This is a genomic window from Actinokineospora guangxiensis, from assembly GCF_042657845.1.
GTDB lineage: Bacteria > Actinomycetota > Actinomycetes > Mycobacteriales > Pseudonocardiaceae > Actinokineospora > Actinokineospora guangxiensis.
Genome location: NZ_JBHSKF010000014.1, coordinates 115,804 through 133,965, shown reverse-complemented (window position 1 = coordinate 133,965; position 18,162 = coordinate 115,804). Strand labels below are relative to the sequence as shown.

At 72.3% G+C, this 18,162-nt stretch carries 16 protein-coding genes; 9 read left to right on the top strand and 7 right to left on the bottom strand.

Annotated elements, in window-relative coordinates; translation table 11 throughout:
- Positions 1–94 precede the first annotated feature (94 nt).
- The 6 genes from ACFPM7_RS23760 (at position 95) to ACFPM7_RS23735 (ending at position 5,724) form a co-directional block, all read left to right on the top strand.
- Positions 95–1,153, top strand: coding sequence for a PucR family transcriptional regulator (locus tag ACFPM7_RS23760; RefSeq protein ID WP_378249952.1), 1,059 nt, complete (start codon positions 95–97; stop codon positions 1,151–1,153).
- Complete coding sequence (locus ACFPM7_RS23755; protein ID WP_378249951.1) at positions 1,150–2,268, top strand: helix-turn-helix domain-containing protein; 1,119 nt, start codon at positions 1,150–1,152, stop codon at positions 2,266–2,268. The genes ACFPM7_RS23760 and ACFPM7_RS23755 overlap by 4 nt, the downstream gene beginning before the upstream one ends.
- A complete protein-coding gene (locus ACFPM7_RS23750) occupies positions 2,262–3,308 on the top strand; it encodes a LacI family DNA-binding transcriptional regulator (protein ID WP_378249950.1) in 1,047 nt (348 codons plus the stop codon). Before ACFPM7_RS23755 ends, ACFPM7_RS23750 begins: the two co-directional genes overlap by 7 nt.
- Positions 3,309–3,488: 180 nt before the next feature.
- Positions 3,489–4,160: a hypothetical protein gene (locus tag ACFPM7_RS23745; RefSeq protein ID WP_378249949.1), complete on the top strand. Its 672-nt coding sequence runs from the start codon at positions 3,489–3,491 to the stop codon at positions 4,158–4,160.
- Complete coding sequence (locus tag ACFPM7_RS23740; RefSeq protein WP_378249948.1) at positions 4,157–5,005, top strand: helix-turn-helix transcriptional regulator; 849 nt, start codon at positions 4,157–4,159, stop codon at positions 5,003–5,005. Before ACFPM7_RS23745 ends, ACFPM7_RS23740 begins: the two co-directional genes overlap by 4 nt.
- Positions 5,002–5,724 carry a helix-turn-helix transcriptional regulator gene (locus tag ACFPM7_RS23735; RefSeq protein ID WP_378249947.1) on the top strand — a complete coding sequence of 241 codons (723 nt, stop codon included), beginning with the start codon at positions 5,002–5,004 and terminating at the stop codon, positions 5,722–5,724. Before ACFPM7_RS23740 ends, ACFPM7_RS23735 begins: the two co-directional genes overlap by 4 nt.
- An 11-nt stretch (positions 5,725–5,735) precedes the next feature.
- Here the strand turns inward: ACFPM7_RS23735 and ACFPM7_RS23730 are convergent, their stop codons facing one another.
- Positions 5,736–6,635: a JmjC domain-containing protein gene (locus tag ACFPM7_RS23730; RefSeq protein WP_378249946.1), complete on the bottom strand. Its 900-nt coding sequence runs from the start codon at positions 6,633–6,635 to the stop codon at positions 5,736–5,738.
- Positions 6,636–6,941: 306 nt separating this feature from the next.
- Here ACFPM7_RS23730 and ACFPM7_RS23725 point away from each other — a divergent pair, with 306 nt between their 5' ends.
- Positions 6,942–9,995 carry a helix-turn-helix transcriptional regulator gene (locus ACFPM7_RS23725; RefSeq protein ID WP_378249945.1) on the top strand — a complete coding sequence of 1,018 codons (3,054 nt, stop codon included), beginning with the start codon at positions 6,942–6,944 and terminating at the stop codon, positions 9,993–9,995.
- On the opposite strand, the gene ACFPM7_RS23720 is transcribed toward ACFPM7_RS23725, so the two are convergent.
- Positions 9,982–11,226 carry a beta-ketoacyl-[acyl-carrier-protein] synthase family protein gene (locus ACFPM7_RS23720; RefSeq protein ID WP_378249944.1) on the bottom strand — a complete coding sequence of 415 codons (1,245 nt, stop codon included), beginning with the start codon at positions 11,224–11,226 and terminating at the stop codon, positions 9,982–9,984. The genes ACFPM7_RS23725 and ACFPM7_RS23720 overlap by 14 nt on opposite strands.
- Before the next feature lie 306 nt (positions 11,227–11,532).
- On the opposite strand from ACFPM7_RS23720, the gene ACFPM7_RS23715 reads away from it, so the two are divergent.
- Both ACFPM7_RS23715 and ACFPM7_RS23710 read left to right on the top strand, forming a co-directional pair.
- Positions 11,533–12,609 (top strand): branched-chain amino acid aminotransferase, encoded by a 1,077-nt coding sequence (locus ACFPM7_RS23715; RefSeq protein WP_378249943.1) that lies wholly within the window; start codon positions 11,533–11,535, stop codon positions 12,607–12,609.
- An 8-nt stretch (positions 12,610–12,617) separates the two neighbouring features.
- Positions 12,618–13,820, top strand: a complete 1,203-nt coding sequence (locus tag ACFPM7_RS23710) for a cytochrome P450 (protein ID WP_378249942.1) — start codon at positions 12,618–12,620, stop codon at positions 13,818–13,820.
- A gap of 6 nt (positions 13,821–13,826) precedes the next feature.
- Here ACFPM7_RS23710 and ACFPM7_RS23705 read toward each other — a convergent pair whose 3' ends face one another.
- The 5 genes from ACFPM7_RS23705 to ACFPM7_RS23685 are packed head-to-tail and all read right to left on the bottom strand — an operon-like array spanning position 13,827 to position 18,114.
- Complete coding sequence (locus tag ACFPM7_RS23705) at positions 13,827–15,227, bottom strand: glutamate-cysteine ligase family protein (protein ID WP_378249941.1); 1,401 nt, start codon at positions 15,225–15,227, stop codon at positions 13,827–13,829.
- Positions 15,224–16,945 carry an AMP-binding protein gene (locus tag ACFPM7_RS23700; RefSeq protein ID WP_378249940.1) on the bottom strand — a complete coding sequence of 574 codons (1,722 nt, stop codon included), beginning with the start codon at positions 16,943–16,945 and terminating at the stop codon, positions 15,224–15,226. The genes ACFPM7_RS23705 and ACFPM7_RS23700 overlap by 4 nt, the downstream gene beginning before the upstream one ends.
- Positions 16,932–17,183: a hypothetical protein gene (locus ACFPM7_RS23695; RefSeq protein WP_378249939.1), complete on the bottom strand. Its 252-nt coding sequence runs from the start codon at positions 17,181–17,183 to the stop codon at positions 16,932–16,934. The genes ACFPM7_RS23700 and ACFPM7_RS23695 overlap by 14 nt, the downstream gene beginning before the upstream one ends.
- Complete coding sequence (locus tag ACFPM7_RS23690) at positions 17,180–17,392, bottom strand: MbtH family protein (protein ID WP_378249938.1); 213 nt, start codon at positions 17,390–17,392, stop codon at positions 17,180–17,182. The genes ACFPM7_RS23695 and ACFPM7_RS23690 overlap by 4 nt, the downstream gene beginning before the upstream one ends.
- Positions 17,389–18,114: a thioesterase II family protein gene (locus ACFPM7_RS23685; RefSeq protein WP_378249937.1), complete on the bottom strand. Its 726-nt coding sequence runs from the start codon at positions 18,112–18,114 to the stop codon at positions 17,389–17,391. The genes ACFPM7_RS23690 and ACFPM7_RS23685 overlap by 4 nt, the downstream gene beginning before the upstream one ends.
- Between the last annotated feature and the right edge of the window lie 48 nt (positions 18,115–18,162).

Genomic DNA, 18,162 nt, shown 5'->3' with positions numbered 1-18,162 from the left:
CGCTTAGTTGGCGAATCACTGCCGCCGGCACGGAGTGAGACCACGTGCCGTCACAGGTGCTTAACCTGGAGCGACCACGTGCAGGGGAGGTCAGATGTCCGCCAGCCCCGCTTCCGGTGCGACACGCGGAGTCCTGTCGACACTGCTCGACCACCCGCTCCCCCGCGGTCCGCGACGTCTGGTGGGCGCGGGCCTGCTCGACCTGATCGAGGTGGTCAAGGGGGAGGCGCTCGGGGCGCCGAGGTGCGACTCGACCATCCGGCTCATCGCCTCGCGCACTGCCGAGGCCCGGGTCAGCCCGCTGGACCTGGTCGAAGCGGCCGACCGGTGGTGCGCCTCCGCGATCGCGGCGACCTGGGACTGCGCGGTCCCGGACACCTTCGCCAGTGTCTCGACGGCGGTGGACGCGCTGGCGGCCAAGCACCTCGACGTGAACGAGGCGTACGCCGCGGCGTGGTTCGCCGCGCCCTCCGGTTCGCCGCTGACCGTCGTCGCCAAGGCCGTTTTGAACGCTCACAACGTCGAGCTCGTCACCTCGGCGGCGGGCGTCCGCCTGCCCAAGGGCGATGTCGCGGTGGCCGCGGTGCGCTTGGAGGCGCCGGTCGCACCGGGCATGGACGACACACGCGCTCTCTGGTGCATGGACGCGGGTGAACTCGTGATCATCGTCTCGGCGGCGGGGCACGCGGACGCGACCGCGGAGCAGGCGCGGGATCTGCTCGCCCGGCTGCGCGTCCGTCCCAGGGGAGCCGTCGTCACGGTCACAGGACCACTCGGCGAGGCCCGATCGGCGGTGACCCGCTCGCGCAGGCTGCGCGGGCTGGCGCACGGCCTGCCTCCGGCGGTGTACGACGAGCACCAACTGCTCGTCGATGCCGCTGTGTCCACCGATCCGGCCGCTTCCGAAGGGCTGGCAGCGCTGCTGGACCCGTTGCTCGAACAGCCGGAGCTGCTGCGGACGCTGCGGGCGGTGTACGCCGCCGACCTCCACCGCGGCGCGGCCGCCGAAGCCCTCGGTGTGCACCGGCAGACCGTCGCGCACCGCATCGGCCGCATCGCGCAGATCACCGGCGTCGACCCGCTCTCGACCCGGGGCGTCCTGCTGCTGTCCACCGGGCTCGCGGTGACCGCCGACACGGCGGTCGAGCGGTGAGGGGCGCGCTCTTGGCCGGGTTGGTGAGCGACCGCGACCTCATCACCGAGCGGGTGCTGGACCGCGCGGCCCCGGACACGGGGCACTCGACGGCGTGGGCACGGCTGCGGGCTCCGGCCGCGGAGATCCTCGCGGCTGCTCTGCGTGCGGAATCGGGCTCGATAGAACCGATGGTGCGCTCGGCCTCCGCGCGGATAGCGCGTTCCAGCGTGCGCTCGGGCCTGCCCGCCGACGTCGTGGTCGCGGCGTCGCGCCGCGCCGCCACCGTCCTGATGACCGAGATCTGGGGACGCGCGGCCGGAGCGGGGTGGACGCAGGCGCGGAGGTTGGCCGCCAGGGTCGCCGCGGACGCCGACGTCGTCGCCGAGCTGCTCGCCGACGACCACGCGAGCGAGATCTGGACGCGCGCGGTGAACGCGAGCAGGAGGCAAGCCGCGGTCCGGGCGCTGCTCGCCGGAGAGCTGCCCGAGGGGGTCGCGGACGCACCGTGCGGCTACCTCTTGGCTTATCTGCGTGCCATCGAGCCAGGCCTCGGTCCGCGCGCGACCGCGCGGCTGGACCAGCGGGCGCGCGGCCTCGACACCATCCTGCGGGTGCACGACGACGGGGCGCTCGTCCTGCTGTACCCCATGAGGCGTCGAGGACCCGTGGAGCGCGCCACCGCCGAGCGGGCTCTCATGGAGCTGGTCGACTTCGCGTCGCGGCAGGGTCTGTGCGAGCCCGTCGCGGGCTGCGCGCACGCGGTGTCGGCCGCGCGCATCCCCGAGGCGCTGAGCGTGGCGGCCACGCGTGCGCGCGTGCGCCTCGGTCTGACCCCGCCCCTGATCGGCGCTTCGGACTCGCTCGTCGACGAGGCGCTGCGCGGCTCGCCGGGCACGGTGGCACGGCTGAGGGACCACGTCGCCCCGGTGTTGGCCGACGAGTCGCTGGTCGCGACGCTGCGCGTGTTCTACGGCTGCGACCTCGACCGCACGAGGACCGCGGCCCGGCTGCACGTGCACCGGGCCACCCTCGCGACCCGGCTGCGGAAGGTCCGCGACCTCACCGGTGTGGCGCCGACGTCGGTGCTGGGCATCAAGCTGTTCTCCGCGGTTCTCATGGTGGAGGGATGGTGAAGCGCACGGGCCGCGTCACCATCGAGGAGGTCGCCACCGCCTGCGGGGTGTCCCGGCAGACCGTGTCGAACGCGGTGAACTTCCCCGAGCGCTTGGCGGAGAGCACGTTGGCCAAGGTCCGCGCGGCGATCACCGGACTCGGCTATCAGCCCGACCGCAGCGCGCGGACGATGGTGCGAGGCCAAGCGGGGCAGATCGGTTTCTGCGTGCGGAACGGACGGTCGGAGTTCATGACCTCGTTCCTCACCGCGCTCTGCGTGGCTCTGGCGGACCGCGGATCGCACGTGCTGCTGTTCACCGCGAGCAGGGAGGACGAACTGTCGGTTTGCGCTGACCTGCTCGCCCAACGGGCAGTCGACGGCTTCGTGCTGGCGGACGTGGTCGACGACGACGAGCGGCAGCGGTGGCTGCACGGGCGCGGGGTGCCCTTCGCCTCCTTCGGCCGGACGTGGTCGGGCAGCGCGCAATCGGGGCCGTGGGTCGACCTCGACGGCGCTGGCGCGATCGCGGAGGTGGTGCTCGGTCTGCACGGCCTGGGACACGAGCGCATCGCGTTCCTCGACTGGACGGGTTCCTCGGGCGCGGCGAAGGACCGCGGGCGCGGCTGCGCCACCGCCTGCCGCGACCTCGGCCTGGCACCGCCCCTCGTGGTCGAAGCGGCGGCCGACGACCCGGCCGCCGCCGAGGTCTCCCTCCGCCGAGCGCTGGTGGGCGACTCCGCCCCCACCGCCGTGGTGGGGGCCACCGACACGCTGGCAGTCGGGGCGGCGCGGGCCGCGTCGGCAGCGGGTCTGCGGGTGGGACCGGATCTGGCCGTCACCGGGTTCGACGATTCCGCGCTGGCCGCGGCGCAGCAACCTGCCCTGACGAGTGTTCGTCAGCCCCTCGACGCCATCGTGGCGGGACTGGCCGAGCGGCTGCGCGATCCGACTCTCGACGGCCTGCTGGTCGCCGGCGAGGTGGTACCTCGCGAAAGCGCTCCCATCGCGACGGCCGCCGAGCGGTCGCGCGAGTCGTCCGGGGCCGCAGCAGGAAGGTGAACCGGGTCCGCGGCAATGCACGGGGATCGAGGATCTATGCGACTTCGGGTTCCTCCCGGCGCGGGCAGGCGACATCTGAGCAGGTGATCGCGCTGGTCTCGGCCCGCGCGGGCGCTGAACCCGATCTGTCCGGTGTGACCGTTGTTGCGGAGGCCACATCCGCTCGGCGACAGTGGTGGAATGATCGCAGCGAGTGACCGCGCTCCCGGGCCCGGGGAGCTGATGCGGGCTGCGGCGGTGGTGGCGGAGGCCTACCGGACAAGTCTTGGCGAGGCCCAGGGCACGACGGACCCGCGCAGGGCCCGCGTCGAGGCGATTCGCCTGGTCCGCGAGCGGGGATTGCCCGTGCGCGCGGTCGACGACGCAGGTTCACCGGGGTGGGGGCAGCGGGCGGACGACCTGAGCGCGTTCGCGGCGGCGGGTGGTTCGGTGGACGTGGTGCTGCGTGGGGGCCTCGACGCCGCGGACGACCCCGGGTACGCCGCGCTCGTGCGCGCGGGCGCGGCCGCGCGGCTCACCGCGCAGCCCGGTGTGCGGCTGGTCCTGGCGGGCGAGGAAGCGGCGTGGGTCGGCATCGGCTCCGCGGACGAGTGGCGGGTGATCAGGGTGGTCACCCCGGTCGTGCTCACCGCCCTCGCCGCGCTGCACGAGCACCTACGCATGACCGGCGTGGTGACATCGGACCCGGTGCTGGTGGCACTCGCGTTCGGCGTGGGCGATGAGCGGGCGGCCGCCGCGACGGGGGTGTCCTACCGCACCTACACGCGGCGGGTCCGCACGCTCATGGACCAGGCGGGGGTGGGCACCCGCTTCGAGTTGGCCTGCTGGGCCCGCGAACAAGGACGACTGTGAGCGGATCAGACTCGGTGGAAGGGGCGTTGACCCTGCTGGGCGTGCCCGGCGAGGCCGCGGCGCTCTACTCGCGACTGCTGCTGCTACGCGGCGCCCCGGCCGGGGTCTTGGACAGTGCGGCGGTGGCCGACCTGGTCGGGTTGGGTCTGGCGGTCAACGCCGACAACTGGGTGACACCCTCCGACCCCCGTGCCGCGGTGCACCGGCTCGTCCAACAGGGACAGAGGCGGACCGTGCGCCCGCCGGACCCGGGTTCCGCGCCCAGCAGGCCGGTGTTGGATCCGCACGAAGCCGAGCGGGCCCTGGGGCGAGCCCTGGCGGCGGCCCGCCGCGTGGACGTGATCGACACCGAGCCCTACCTGGGCGTGGAACGGGATCTCGACGGGCACACGCGGTGGGCGATGCGGATCGTGCTCTCCCCCGGTTCAGCGCCCTCACGTCTCGACGACTTGGCCGGCCTGGTGCGCTCGGGGATTCCGGTGCGCACCAGCGCGACGGCGGCGGCGAAGGTGTGGATCGTGGACGGGGCGCTCGTGCTGGTCGGCGACGGGTGGGGGTTCACCGCCCTCGGAGACGGCCCGGCGAACCGCGCCGTGCGCGCGTTGTTCGAGGCGCTCTGGAGCGGGTCGGAGCCCGTCTCCGGCACGCCGACAACGCTCCCTGCCTCGGAGCTGGCTCTGTTGGCCTTGGTCGACCAAGGCTTGACCGACGCGGAGATCTGCGCCCGGCTCGCGTTCAGCAGGAGGACACTCTACCGCCGTCTGGAGCACCTGATGGTGCGCGCCGGGGTGGGCACCCGCTACCAACTGGCCGCGGAAGCCGTCAGGCGCGGATGGCTGCGGTGAACCGACCGAACTGGCGGCGAAGAGCCGAGACAGCAGCCCAGACCGTCATCGACGCCTACCTCGGCGCCGTCCCCGAATCACCGCACCGGCTGGAGGAGTTGACCCCCCGGCGGATGCTCGCGCTCCTCTCGGCGACACCGGGGCGGAGTTCACCGTACGTGCGCATCCTGGACCGGCCCCCCTACGACGAGGAGTACGACCGGCTGCGCGTGGCGGGGATGTTGGCCCAGTTGCGGGCCGGGACGGCGATCGATGTGGTGTACGCCCGCGAAGGGCTGAACGAGCGGCGATGGCGCGATGAGGTCGAACCGCTGCTGGCCGCGGGCCTGCGGGCCCGGATAGCCGATGTCGTTCCCATGAAAGCGATCCTGTCGGATGTCGCCGTGTTCGTCCTGCCCGACGACGGCGCGGTGTTCCACCACCCCGATGTGCCGTCCATCGCCGCGGTGCGGTCGGGTCCGCTGCACGCGGCCCTCAGCGAGGTGTTCACCGCGTTGTGGCGGTCGGCGCGCACCGCGGGTCCGGCGGAGGCGGTGCAGCAGGAGCTGCTGGGGCTGGTGGCCGCTGGACTTCCCGACGGCGTGATCGCCGCCAAGCTGGGCATCTCGCCACGCACCTTCTACCGCAAGCTCAGCGCCCTCATGGTGGAGTTCGACTGTGCGGACCGCTTCCAGCTCGGCCTGCGCTATCACGCGATGAACACGACTCGACGCCGGTGAGGACGACCAGATCACGTGTCCGCGTTCGGCTCTGAGGTCCACGGAAGCACTGCTGTGGACCGGTCCCACCCCTGGCCCGCCAGGTACCGGCGAAACCGCCCGAGGAGATCCGGCGTGTCGACAACGGCGGCGATAGCCGCTTTCGCGACGGCGACGGCGTCGGCGTCGACGCCGACCGGCAAGTCGGCGCGGGCCGACGGGTGGTGGACGGCCTCGGTGGCGAGCCACGCGATCAGGTCGACGGCCGTCGGCCTCGACAGCGACCACGTCAGGTGCAGAGAGGAGCCCGCGGTCGCGCTGGCCCGGTGCCACCAACCGCGCGGGAGGTAGAGAACGTCGCCAGGGACCAGTTCGGTGCTGCGCAGAGCGTCGGGCGCGGGCTCGTCGTGGGCGCCGGGGGCACCGGGCAGCGGGTGCGGGACCGATGGTGGCGCGTAGGTCCACTGCTTGGTGCCCCGGACCTGGGTGACCAGGACGTCGTGGTCGTCCCAGTGCAGCTCGAAGCCCGGAAGGCCGGAGAATGACGCGTAGGCGTTGACCCGCACACGGCAGTCGACGGCCGCCTCCAGGTCGCGGGCGGCACCCGCGCACGGTTGGTGCACTTCGTCGACGCCGTTGATGACGACGGTCGCCCCGCCGGCCAGGATGGTTGACAGCAGGTCTGGCCTCGGCGCCGGGTAGCTGTACCCGCCATGTGTCCGCGTCGCGCTGTAGGAGTTCACCGGTATCGAGGCTCCCGCCCGGAGCACGCGCACACGGGCCGCTTCGAGCAGGTGGTGGCGGACGAGGTCGGCCACGTCGTCCTCGCGCAGGAAGGATGCCGGGTCGCCGAGCAGGGCGCGGTAGATCCCGGGTTGGGAAGCCGAGAAGTCGGCTCGGAAACTCGAGCGGTCGAGTTCGGCGACGAGCACGGCACCCCCTCGTGGTCGGCAGCGCTCCTCCATGCTGCGCTCGCGGTCAGCGCGCGCGAAGACCCGAGGTGTGGCGACAACCCGACGCGGAGGCGACGCATGTCTGTTCCCCTCGACCCTCTTTCCCAGTAGGGAAAGCGGGTGTACAACCATCAGCTATGCGGAGCCCGCGGGTGAACGATGCGCGTGGAGAGCTTCGCTTGACAGTGCGATCGACCACTGGGTAGCAAGGTCACGTCGCCGCGCACCGCACTGCGGGCGCGAACGCGGCAGCAGTGCTCCACCCGATGCGCTCCCCTGAGGTTGGTGCCGCAGAAGATGCTGATGCCGAACGCGTTCGGCCATTCCACGGGATACCCGTTCGTCGGGCGGGCGGAGGAGCTGGTGGCGCTCAGCGCGATGGCGCAGGATCTGCGGCGCGCTGATTCAGCGTGTGTGATGCTCGTCGGAGAGCGCGGGATCGGCAAGTCGCGCTTGGTCGCCGAACTGCGCGACCGTGCGACCGCTGGTCCTGATGACGACGTCGTGTGGCTCCAGGGACGGTGCCGGTCGGTCAACGACGGGGCACCGTCCCTGGCAGCCGTGCGCGATCTCGTCAGCCAGCTGTGCCACGAGTACGCCGAGCAGACCCGCACGGTCGCTCCCGAGGCGTGGTCTCCCCTGCGGACGGCGCTCGTGGGTTCGCCCGCCGCGGCCGCGGACAACAGCGGGTGGGCCCGCTCGGGGAGCGGAATCCACGCCGCGCCGGACTCCGTCGAGCAGGAGGGCTGGTTCTGCGACGCGCTCGTGCTGGTGATGCTCAAGCTCGCGGCGGCCGGACCGCTGGTGGTGGTGATCGAGGACGTGCACTTGGCCGACACGTCGACCCGCGACTTCATCGGCTACCTGCAGAACCGCGCGGGACCGGGAATGATGCTGGTGCTGACCTGCAGGACCGGTGAACTGTCCGGCCACGACGCGGCCCGCTTCGAATCCTGGCTCGCGGAGCTGCGCCCCGGCTGCCGCTGGTGGCACGAGCTGCCCGCGCTGACCCCCGACGAATCCGAGGCTGTCGTCGCCGCCGCCCGGCCGGGCGCGGCGTCCGCAGACCAGGTGATGCGGCTGCACCGCGCGGCGAGGGGCAATCCGCTGCTGCTGGGCCTGCTGGTCGAGGCCGGCGTCGAGTCCTCCCCCGGTTTAGCCCAGCTGGCGAGTGCACTGGTCAGCGGGCTCACGCCGGACGCCCGGCTGCTCGTGGAGACGCTGGCCGCGCTGAAGCGCGCGTGCGCGGTGGACGTGCTGGCGGAACTGACCGGGCGGCAGCTGGTCGACCTGCTGCCCCCACTGCGCGAGGCCATCGACCGGGGCGTGCTCGTGGAGCGCGGCGACCAGTACGAGTTTCGCCACCCAGCAGTAGGAGACGCCCTCTACGACGGCATGCTCGGAGCCGAGCGGGTGTACCTGCACCGCTCGATCGCATCCGTACTCGCAGGGCGGTCTGACGCGGCTGTGGCCGAGCAGGCACTGCACTGTCAACTGGGGGGTGACCCCAGCAGTGCGGTGCCGCTGTGGCTCGCCGCCGCGGCGGAGGCACGCGACCTCGGCGCGGTGGATGAGATGTCGCTGTACGCGGAGCGGGTGCTCGACCTCCTCGGTTCCGCGTCCGCGACCAGGGGACGAGCATCGCTCCAGGAACCCGATGGGGCGCTGGAGCACCGGTTGGCCGCGCACCGGCTGGCGGCCGACTCCGCCGCGGCCCGCAGCCAGTACGCGCGGGCCCTGGGGCACCTGCAGGTGGTGGCCGGACTCCTCGATCCATCGGACGCACCTGGCCGGGCCGCCGTGCACGAGCGGTGCGCCGCGCTCGCGCTCGCCTGCCGGGACCGGCGGACCGCTCGAACCGAGCACGAACGGGTGCGGGCGCTGGTCGGCACGCGGTCGCCGGTGTGGGCGCAGGTCTTGGCGGGCCAAGCCCACGCGGCGCTGGTCTTGGACGGCGACTTGGACGCCGCGGTGTCGACGGCGGGCCGGGCGGCCGAGTTGGCCCGGCACAACGGCGATGACCGCGCGCTCGCCAAAGCGCAGCTCACCATCGGCCTCGCCCAGGCCATCTTCGGCGTGCCCCGATCCGGTGGCGAGCTCATCCGCGACGCGGTGCGGCGCTTGTCGCAGGTCGGGGACCTGGTCGACCAGGCCGAAGCGCGCACGGCGTTCGCCATCGCGCTGGTGCACGAGGGTGACTACGCCGCCGCGGTCGACCTGTGGGAGCAGTCGGGCAGGCACGACGAACCCGGGCGGTGGCTGTCCCGCGTCGGCCTCAACGACGTGGCGCTCCGAGTGCTCGCACTGACCTTCAGCGGTCGGCTGGACGACGCGGCTCGGCTGGTCGAGCAAGCCCCGGCGGAAACGCGGGCGACGCCGCGACAACAGGCGATGGTCCGGCTCGCCGGCGCACTGCTGCAGTTGCGCCGCGGCGACCTCGACGGCGCTGGGCGCCGGCTGCGCGACGCCGAGTCGGCGATCGCCGCGAGCGGGTCGTTCCACCTGGGGCCGCAGGCCTTGCTCGTCCGCACCGACCTGGCGATCCAGACGGGGCTCGACGGTCCTGGAGCAGCGGAGGCGATCAGCGCGCTGCGTGGTCTGCTCAGCAAGGTGGACCTGCCGCCCGCTTTCGCGCTCGGCGCCTTGGTCCTGCTGGCCAGAGCCGCTGCCGACGGTGCCGCCGCGGCGAACTCCGCCGAGCGCGAAGTGCGGATGCGTGAGGCGAAGGTCGTCAAGGAGTTGCTGGCCCCATGGCGGTCGACCGCTGTCGACAGTCCCTGGACCGAGCTGCTGGCCACCGCCGACGCGGAACTGGGGCGGTTGGACGCCGCGGACCCGGACGGATGGGCCGCGCTCGGCGACCGGTGGAACTCGCTGCGGCGGCCTTACGAAGCGGCGTACGCTTGGTGGCGCGAAGCGGAGGCATGCCTGCTGCAACGACCCCGGCGGCGCAGCAGGGCGCGGGAGGCGCTGGTGCGCGCCCACACGCTCGCCGAGCGCATAGGAGCCCTCCACCTCGCCGAGGCGATCGCCGCCCGCGCGCGCCGGGCCCGGCTTCCCGGAGTCCCCGCCGTGCATCCCGCTCCGCCATCCCCGGCCGCGGTGGTGGACGGGCAGGCGGACGAGGCAGGCCGGGGGTTGGAGCGCTTCCGGCTGACCGGGCGCGAACACGAGGTGCTGGGGCTGGTCTCGTCCGGCCACAGCAACCCGGAGATCGCCGAACAGCTGGGCATAACGCCGCGCACGGCAGGTGTGCACGTCTCGCGCATCCTCGCCAAGCTGGGCGTCTCCACCCGGGCGCAGGCCGCGGCGCTGGTGCACCGGCTCAAGCGGCGGTGAAGACGAGGGCGACGTTGTGCCCGCCGAAACCGAAGGAGTCGGTCATGGCCGCATCCAGCCTGATCTTGCGCGGTTCCCCGGTCGCGACGTCCAGCTCCACCCTCGGGTCCTGGTTGTCCAGGTTGCGGGTGGCCGGGACCACCCCGTGGTAGACCGACAACAGGGTGATGATGCCTTCCACCGAGCCCGCGCCGCCGACCAGGTGCCCCAGCGAACCCTTGGGCGCGGTCAGCACGGGGTGGTCCCCCACCGCCGCACGGATGGAAGCCGCCTCGCTGATGTCACCGACCACTGTGGACGTCGCGTGCGCGTTCACATGACCGATGTCGGACGGGACGAGGCCCGCTGAGCGGATGGCCGTGCGCATCGCGTTGACCTGGCCGGCGCCATCCGGCCGCAGACCGGTGATGTGGTAGCCGTCGGAGGTGATCCCGGCGCCGGCGAGCCTGCCGTACACCGCGGCGCCGCGTGCCCTGGCGTGCTCGGCGCTTTCCAGGACGAGAACCCCCGCGCCCTCACCGATCACGAACCCGTCCCGGTCGACGTCGAACGGGCGGGACGCCCGGTCGGGATCGTCGTTGCGCTGCGACAGCGTGCGCATCTGCGCGAACCCGGCGACGGTCAGGGGGGCGATGCACGCCTCGGCCCCGCCCGCGACGACGACGTCGGCGACACCGGAGCGGATCATCCGCCACGCGTGGGCCAGGCTCTCGGCCCCCGAAGCGCAAGCCGACGCGGGCGAGTGCACGCCCGCCCGCGCCCGCAGCTCGATGCCCACGTACGCGGCCGGACCGTTGGGCATGAGCATCGGGACGGCCAGGGGCGACACCTTGCGCGCCCCTCCCTGCCGGAGCAGGTCGTACTGGGCCAGCAGGGACACGGGTCCGCCCATCCCGGAGCCTATGACGACACCGAGCCGGTCCGGGTCCACGGGGTGGTGCTCGTCGGACGGCCGGGGGAACCCGGCGTCCGCCCACGCTTGGCGCGCCGCGATCAGCGCGACCTGCTCGCAGCGGTCCATCTTGCGCAGCAGGACCCTGGGCAGGACTTCCGACGGTTCCACGGCGAGCGGCGCGACCAGGCGGGAAGGCAGGTCGTGCTGCACCGCCCAGTCCGCGTTGGCGGTGATCCCGCTGCGTCCGGCGATCATGCCGTCCCACGTGGACGGCACGTCGCCGCCCAGCGGTGTGGTCGCCCCGATTCCGGTGACGACGACCTCGGTCGTGCTCATGGCCTGCTCCGGGTCTGTGGTGGGTGGGCTCCTGGGCGGGCGCCGCCTGGTGCCCGTGTTCGAGGTGGCGTGCCAGGCGGGCCCGGCGACAGCGAATCGACACCGAGATCCAGCAGGAACGACAAGCCGGGGACGATGTCACCGGCTGCGACTCCGATCACCTCTGCCATGATGCGAACCCAGTGAAGGACAACAGAAGCAGGAATGGAGGTCAAGGCGCTTCACATGAGGCGAATGCACGTACTTTCTCCGACCCCGCGGTGTTAGCGTCCGGATGATCGGTACCCGACGCGCGGAGGCGGAGTCATGTCCAGTGAACCGGCGCGGCGATCGCGCGGTGCGGTCCTGCAGGACGTCCTGCCCGAATCGCTGGGGTTCGGCACGATCTTCGCCCCGCTGGTCGTCACCGCCTGGTACCGGCGCGGCCGCTGGGAAGACCCGGTCCTGTGCGAACTCGGGCCGGTGGCGTCCTCGATAGGCGCGAAAGCCCTGCAGTACGGGCAGAGTGTGTTCGAGGGGATGAAGGCCTATCGCGATCTCGGCGAACGCTCCCCGGAAAGCGGCTCGTTCCTGTTCCGGCCGCACGACCACGCGCGCCGCTTCGCCCGCAGTGCTCGACGCCTGGGCATGCCGGAGCTGCCTCCGGAGGTGTTCGTCAGCACCGTGGTGGACCTGGTCGCCGCGCTCGACGAGTACGTTCCCGGCCGCCGAGGCCAGTCGCTCTACCTGCGACCGACGATGGTCGGCACGACCGAGGACCTGACCGTGCGGCCCGCGACCGAGTTCTGCTACACGGTGCTGGCCACGCCATCCGACGCGCTGTTCACCGAACCGATCAACGTCTGGGTCGAACGCGGCTACTCCCGCGCGGGAGCCGGAGGGACTGGGAACGTGAAGGCCGCGGGCAACTACGCCGCGAGCTTCGCAGTCTCCGAGCGCTTGCTGGAACGCGGATTCCACCAGCCGCTGTGGCTGGACGCGGCGACCCGGGGCACCGTGGAGGAGTTCACGGCGATGAACGTGTTCGTCCGGCGGGGCGAGCAGCTTCTCACGCCACCGCTGTCGGACACCATCCTGGCGGGCGTCACCCGGGACAGCGTGATGCGCCTGGTCGAGGACGCGGGCGATCTCCAGGTGCGCGAGGAGGCGATCCCGATCGACGGCTTGCTGGCGGCCATCGAGCGCGGCGAGGACATCGAGGTGTTCGGCACCGGCACCGCGGCCGTGGTGGCCCCGGTCGCGCTGGTGGGCGACGAGTCGGGACTGCGGCTGCACCTGCGCGGGCACGAGACGGCGGCACGGCTGCGCGAGCAGCTCTTGGACGTGCAGCACGGAGTGGCGACCACTCACGACGAGTGGCTGCTGTCGGTGGGCCGCTCATGAGGATGGCGGTGTCAGGCGAGCAGCGCCACGACGAGGACCCGGCTTCGCTGTCGCTCTACACCAGGGGTCACCCCCACACGGTCTGGCGCTGGCTGCGCAACCACGACCCGGTGACGGGCCACCACACGGCGGACGGCACTCCCTACTGGTCGGTCGTGCGCTACGCGGACGCGGTGAAGGTCCTCACCGACGAGACGACCTTCACCCCCGAACACGGCAACATGCTGCAGTCGATCCACGGCGACATCGGTCGCGGCAGCGCCATCAACCTGTGCGGCGGCGAACGGCACTCGGTGTTGCGCCGCATCGCCTCGCCGCTCATGAGCGCGGGCGTGGCGGCCTCACGGGCCGCGCTGGTGCGTCCTCGGGTGGCGGCCGTGCTCGACTCCACCCTCGATGGCACGGTCGACTTCGCGGTGGCGACGCGGACGCTGCCGATGGTCGTCGTCGGCGATCTGATCGGGGTTCCGGAGAAGCTGTGGGCCGAGGTCTCCCACTGGATCATGGTGAGCATCGCCCCAGCGGATCGGTTCCTTTCCGATGACAGCAGCGAGAACAACACGGCCAGGGCGCACTTGGAACTGCTGTCGCTGTTCGGTTCGCTGGCGCGGTTCCGGCGCAAGAAGCCGGGCGAGGACCTGGTAAGCGCGCTCGTCGGCGCCGAACACGGGGGGAACCGCTTGACCGACGACGAGGTGATGCTGAACGCCTACACCTTCGCGATGGGCGCGGGGATAACCACACCGCACGTCGTCAACCACCTCGTGTGGCTGCTCAGCGAACGACCGGAACTGCTCGACCTGCTGTCCGGGGCAGAGGACGTCGCCCCCTTCGTCGCGGAGTCCCTGCGTTGGGCGTCGCCGACCAACCACGTGCTGCGGCGCGCGGCGAAGCCGGTCGAGTTGGGGGGCAGGCAGGTGCGCGCGGGTGATTTCGTCTGCGTCTGGACGGGATCGGCGAACCGCGACGAGGAGGTCTACGAGGACCCTTTCGTGTTCGCGCCACGCTCCTCAGCGCGCCCGTCCCTGTCGTTCGGATTCGGTCCGCACTACTGCATGGGCGCCCACTTGGCACGAGTCGGGCTGCGGATCTTCATCGAGGAGTTCAGGGCGAAGGTGCGGGGCGTGACGCCCGGCGGGCCGGTGCGGCACCTGGCGTCCAACTTCATCAACGGCGTGACGAGCCTGCCGGTGCACGTCCAGCGCCGGTAGGGAAGCTCACAGCGCCAGGTTCTGCAAGATCCAGCGACGCCGCTCGGCGCTCGGCAGTGCGACGATCCGGTCCGCCGGGCTCTGCCGGGCGGACAGGCGGTCATACAGCGCCGCGAGATAGACCTCCTCGCCGTGGCCGCGCTCCTCCAGCCCCTCGGCGGCGAGGTCGAGGAGGACGCGCACCTCGCTGGCGACGGTGGCCGAGGCTCCGAACCCCTCGACACAAGCCTTCGCGCGCAGCGCGCGCCACGACGGGAAGAGGCGCCGCCCCAGCAGCGCGTAGGCCCTCGGCGACCGCGCCGCCTCCGCGAGACCCAGCACCAGCGCGGCATTGACCAGTTGGTCCTCTGGTGGTTGCTGACAAGCGACCCGGTCCTCGACGGTTCCGGTGAACGGGTTCAGCCGGGTCGCGAACCAGCTGGTGCCGTACTGCTCGCAGACGTCCTCCGGACGCAGCTCAACGTGGTGGAGCCCGCCATCGGCGTCTCGGGCGGCCACCGCGGCGCCCCGGTCCAGCAGCACCCCGACGCCGTTGCCCGTGGGTTCCAGCAGGGCGAAGCGACCATCCCGCTGGACGCCGAACCCCGTGGTCCCGACGATGTGGCGCGCGTAGGCGTCGAGGTCCGGGAACGGGCCGACCACGCCGACACGCTCCGGCCGGTCCGGGAACGACTCGTCCCAGAAGAGCTCGCGGCGGGCCCGGCCAGAACCGCGGAGGCCCTCCGCGTGCGGGGAGTTCGCCATGAGTGCGATGCGCAGACCCGCCGTGGCGTTGAGCAGCGTCAGCAACCGCGCCGCGTCCTCACCGGTCACGTCGACGTGCACCTGAGAGGACGCGGACATCGAGATGCGCCGGGCCGCCCGGCCGCCGTCGGCGTCGACGGCCGAAGCGCGCAGCACCAGGGCATAACGCTCCTTGGGCGTCGTCGGCACCGTCGCGATCGGCTCGACCGGCTGCACCCCGTATCCGAGCATGCGAAGCCCCCGGGCCGCCAAGAGGGGCCGCAGTTGCCGGTGCAGTTCCCCGACCGCGGCGGCCGCACGATGCACAGTCGGCTCGGGGGCGAGCTGGATCTCCAGCGTGGCGGCGCCCATGTCGGTGGTGATCCCGTGCCAGCGGGGCTGGCCATCGACGGTCTCCGCCGCGCGACGAGCGCCGATGACGCGGCCGAGCTCATCGGTCGACGACGTCCACCCGTCGGATGCGAGCTCGCCGAACACAGCTGTCAGCGCGTCCGGGGGGCACGCCCGTCCCTCCTCGTCCACCACCGGGTACTCCAACTCGACACCGACCCAGCGGCAGGTCCGCCCGGTGTGGCCCGCCGTGCTGGCGGTGAACCGGTCGATGAACCACCGCGCTGCCTCCTTGGACGGGGACAGCGCCGCCGAGGCGGGTCGCGCGTTCACGCCCACCCCTTCAACTCGTCGTGCGCCCACAGCCGGGCGCACTCCTTGCGCCGCACCTTCCCGCTGCGGGTGAGCGGCAGCTGTCCGAGCCGGACCAGTGCCACCGCGGTGGTGCGCACCCCGAACTCACCGGAGACCCGGTTGCGGACCACCGCGACCACCTCGTCCCGCCCCACCTCCGTGGACGGCCGCGCCTGCGCGTCGCGCACGCACTCGGCCACGATGACGACACCCGCGCCCCCGGGGTCCGGCAGCGCGGCGACCCTGGCCATCCGGACCCCGGGAATCGGCGCCGCGACAACCCGCTCGACGTCCTCGGGGAACAGGTTGCGCCCGTCCAGCACGATCACGTCATCGCGGCGGCCCAGGACGTAGACCTCGCCGCCGATGACGGTCCCGTAGTCGGAGGTCACGAACGAGTGCAGCCCACCGGACTCGGAGAACCCGTCAGCGGCCGGATCGGCGGCGCCCCAGTAGCCGCGGCTCACACCTGGCCCGCTCACGACGATCTCACCGACCACGCCGTCGGCGCCGCTCGCACCCCGATCGTCGCGGATGGTGACGGTGACGCCGCTGACCGGCGCACCGCTGGAGACCACCTCGACTCCGTTCTCGCCAGGACGTGCCTCGCGGGCTCGGTGACCGACGACCAGGCTGTCCCGGGCGAAGACCCTCACCGCGGCTCCGTCGTCGCCGTGCCTGCCGGAGACCAGCAGAGTCGCCTCGGCCAAGCCGTAGGACGGGACGAAAGCCCGCCGGTCGAACCCGCGGGGTCCGAAGGTCGCGCAGAACTCGTCGATGGTCGATCGCCGGGGCATCTCGGCGCCGGTGACCGCGAAGGTCAGCGAACTCAGGTCCAGGTCATCGATGCTCTGCCTGCGTGCCCGGTCCACGCACAGCTGATAGGCGAAGTTCGGCGCCGCGGTGCCGGTCGCGCGGTGCTCGCTGATCGCCCGAAGCCACCGCAGCGGGTTCATGACGAACGTGCTGGGGTTCATGAGGATGCCGGGCGACTGGCTCCACAGGCAGGAGACGACGCCGACCAGTCCCATGTCGTGGGACAGGGGCAACCACCCGACCAGGGCGGACGGCCCGGAGCCCGGGCCCGCGCGATGGCGCATCTCGGTGGCGATGCTGTCCACGTTCGCCCTGATGTTGCGGTGGGAGATCATCACCCCGCGCGGGGCGGACGTCGAGCCCGACGTGTACTGCAACACCGCGAGGTCCTCGGGATCGGGCAGCTCCACGGCCACCGGCGCACCGGCCAGCAGGTCCGTGCACACGACATCGACCTCTGCGCCGCCTGCGGCGAGGAACGCGGTCAGCTCCGCGACGGCGTGCCCGTCGGGCACCACCACGACGCGGGCGCCGGAGTCGAGCACCACGCGCAGCGCGGTGTCGTTCCAGGCGGACGCGCCCGCGCCGGTCGGAACCGGCAGCACCACGGCGGTCGCGGCGCGCATCCAGACGCCGAAGAGCACCGCGGTGCCTGCGGGACTCGTCGGCAGCGCGACGGCGACCCGGTCGCCGCGTCCCACCAGCGCGGACAGGCCGCCCGCTACCGCGGACGCCTGTTCGTGCAGTTGGCGGTAGGTCAGCGATGTGCCATCCTCCGCGGAGCGGTACGCCGAACCGAAGGGGACGTTCCTGGCCAACCGCTCCAGCTGCTCGACGACTGTCGCGGCTGTGGCAGGGGGGCGCGTGTCAGTCAGCAGCACCGGCGTCCTCCGCGAAGTCCGGGACCACGAAGGTGAGCTCTTCGCGGCAGAAGGCGGCCCAACCGGGCGTGTCAGCGGAGACCAGGACCGCGCCGTCCTGCCCGACCGCGTCGCGCCGCAGCGTCAAGTCGGCGGACAGGTAGACGAAGTCGGCGGCATCCAGTTCGGCCAGCACGGCGGCCGCGGCCGCGAACCGGGCGACCTGGTCCACCGGGTAGGCCCGGCAGTAGCTGATCATCGCGAGCTCCCCCCGTCCATCGCGCGGCGCAGGCTCGCCGGTCGCATGTCGGTCCACACGGTCTCGATGTGGTCCAGGCAGCTCTCCTTCGAGCCGCGCACTCCCGCGTCGTGCCAGCCTGCGGGGTTGGTTCGCTCCGCGGGCCAGATCGAGTACTGCTCCTCGTCGTTGACGACGACCTTGACCTCGATGTCATCGAACACCGTCATGCTTCCTTTCCGTCGTTTCCGAGGACTTCGCCGCACGCCTGCGAGACGAGGCCGAGCACCGGATCCACCCGGTCGAAGATGGTGAAGTGACCGCCGGGAACCATGTGGTGGCGGTGTGGGCCGCGGGAGTACGCCCCCCACGAGCGGACGTCCTCGGGACTGATGTCGGGGTCGTCGGTCCCGCCGACCGACAGGACCGCGTCGGCGACGGGCGAAGCCGGCGGCGTCGCCGATGCCTCCATCAGCGCGAGGTCGGTCCGGAGCGGGGGCAGGAAAGCGGACATGGCTTCCGGTCGGTCGCGGAACTCCGCCAGCGGTGCGACCCCGGTGCGCCTGCCCAGGGCGTCCAGGAACTCCTCATCGGACAGGCCGGAGATCGGGTCGCCGTACTTGACGCGCCGATGCACGGGGCGTGCGCAGGCCGCGACCAGCAGGGCGGGTGAGAGCCCGTGCCGCCCGTGCAGGTGGCGCGCCACCGCGGTCGCGAGGATCGCTCCGAAGCTGTGTCCGAAGAAGACGAACGGACCGCCGAGGAGCGGGAGGATGGTCTCGCCGAGGGAGCGGGCGAGATCGTCCAAGCGCCGCGGTTGTGGTTCGGCCGCCCGCCGCTCCCGCCCGGGCAGCGCCACCGGGCACAGAGCGAGGTCCGGCGGGTCGGCCCTCACGTAGCCGCGCCAGGACGAGGCGCCGCCGCCCGCGAACGCGAACAGGAAGGTGGGCACCCGGTGGTCGTCTTGGCGCGGAACCCGGTCCAACCAGAGCCTCAGTTG